Origin of the sequence: Deinococcus roseus (genome assembly GCF_014646895.1) — a bacterium.
In the GTDB taxonomy this organism is placed as follows: Bacteria; Deinococcota; Deinococci; order Deinococcales; family Deinococcaceae; genus Deinococcus_C; species Deinococcus_C roseus.
Window position 1 is genome coordinate 1 of sequence record NZ_BMOD01000067.1, and the last position, 2032, is coordinate 2032.

Annotated in this window: 2 protein-coding genes; one reads left to right on the plus strand and one right to left on the minus strand. The window is 53.4% G+C overall.

From position 1 onward, the window contains the following. The coding region (locus tag IEY52_RS26345; protein WP_189009647.1) for a transposase at positions 1-740 on the plus strand (740 nt) is incomplete at its 5' end. Here IEY52_RS26345 and IEY52_RS26350 read toward each other — a convergent pair. Further along, entirely contained in the window at positions 708-1670 is a 963-nt protein-coding gene (locus tag IEY52_RS26350; protein ID WP_189009649.1) for a pre-toxin TG domain-containing protein, read from the minus strand. The genes IEY52_RS26345 and IEY52_RS26350 overlap by 33 nt on opposite strands. Between the last annotated feature and the right edge of the window lie 362 nt (positions 1671-2032).

Here is a 2032-nt window from a genome sequence, read left to right on the forward strand (position 1 = left end):
ACGGCAAATATGGTTTGCATCTGGTGGTGGTCTACCTGCTGATCGGTAAAGTTAGATTTCCATGGTCTTTTGCCGTCTGGAAAGGCAAAGGCCATGCCAGTGAAAGCAAATTGGCTGTCGGCATGATCAAATCCCTATGCCGTCAACTCCAGGGACACTTTCACCTGAAAGTACTGGCCGACAGTGGATTTGACAATCAGTATTTCTTGAAACCGCTGTCCCAGTTGGGTCTGACCGTGTTGGTCGGCACCAAAGGAGATCGGAAAGTGGGCGACAAGAAGGTCAAAGAGCTGTTTCTTAACGGGAGTTGGGTCAAACTGAACACCCCCGAACTGCAGGTCACGGTGGCATGGTTTGAGCGCCGGTACCCGACTGGGGAAACAGAGCGGCGCTATGTGATGTGCAATCAGCCTCTGACGGCCAAAACGCTGGTGTCCTGGGGAAAATTGAGGTGGAGAATTGAAGCATTTTTTAAAGCCGCCAAGGGCCGCTTCGGGCTGGACCAATTCGGCCAGCGGACGTTGAGGGGTGCCATTCGGTTTATTTTTCTGTCTTTGCTGGCCTTTATCCTGACCCACACAGTCAATGAGTATCCGAATTCGCCAACCATGGATTGGGGCGAGCTGGCTTTTCAGGCTGCGAGAAGTCTGGTCTTGTGGGTGCTCAGGGCAGAATTCTGGATGCTGCAGGATCAGCTTTTCACCGGCTCAGAACTGCATCTTTTTCCAAGGGCTGAATAAGTGCAAAATCTCAGCTAGTACCCGTTCCCAGCCTGTCAATTGAGTCCCACTGAACAGACTCGTGCCGACTGCCGTTTCATATGCGCTCTTAAAATTACTGAGCCCTGGAACATAATCTGCCACCATGTCGGCCATTTCGGCTCCATAGCCTGTAATCAGGATGCCTGCAACCAGGCCACCTCCTGCGATTAGGCTTTCACCTTTACTGGCCGTGTAGTTGCGAGCAAATTTGGCGTACGTTTCCAACAATTCAGGAGTCATTTTGTCATTGAGTACCAATTCACTGACAATGCCCTGAAGAACTTGCCCTGCTTTCTCGAACCTGAAACCCCTCAGAACTTTCAGCACATCCTTCATGTCATAGAGTGCGCCCAGACCATACTTGCTCAGGGTGACATTGAGGAGATCCTGAGCGGCTTTGGCACTGTCGTCATCTTTTTCGCCCAGGGCTTTGTAATAAGCACAGGTCTCTTTGGCATTGGCATCTTTAAGATTTTGAGCCGGGTCATTGCACATGGCTTCGACTGAACGATCAGGCTCAGTAGCGAATGCGCTGATTGTAGGAGATTTTTGGAGGGGCGGCTCATCTGGTGAGACCACCCCAGACCCTGTACCAGAGCTTCCTCCTGCACCCGTGTTGCCACCCCCAATGTTGGGATTGAGTTCACTGTCTGGTGCGACCACCCCTGAGCTTCCTGCACTCCCACTCAGGTTGGGATTGAGTTCTGGCGTGGGCAAGGTGGCTTCAGTGAGTCCCACACTGCCTGAGGAATTCAGTTCAGCGTTGTCTGCAACGTTGCTGGCCCCCAACGCATTGGAGTTCACATCGGTGAGGGGAACAGGAGGACCAAACTCGCTGGGGTCTAGAGGTTCCGCTTCGGGTGGAGTTTGGTTTTGGGGATCTGGGAGGGGGTTGCTGAAGGCAGACATGCCCGTGGCATTCTGGGTGATGCTGTCTGCTGGAGCGACCACATCACTTCCACCCAGGAAAGGATTCTGGAAAGCATCAGGGCTGCTGACACTGCTGCTGGTCAGACCCACCTCACGGCTCGGCGTCGGGTCTTTGAATTCGCTCTCGCCTTTGCCCTGGGGGTTGGACTTGACAATAAAGGGCTGCACTGGATCCCAGGTGTTGGTGTCCAGCATGGAATCTGCCAGGGTGTAGGTGGTGTCTTTGATGCAGTAGGCCTCTGTGCAGTAAGCCTCGGGACTAAGTACAGGACAAAATTTTGATGGCAGGGGCGTAAAAGCGCCGCTGGGTGAGCACTCTGACCAGGTGCCCCAGGCCTAAC

Excerpts from the sequence above, each read along its gene's own strand:
- IEY52_RS26350 (WP_189009649.1), bottom strand. The coding sequence starts at position 1,670 with ATGTCTGCCTTCAGCAACCCCCTCCCAGATCCCCAAAACCAAACTCCA.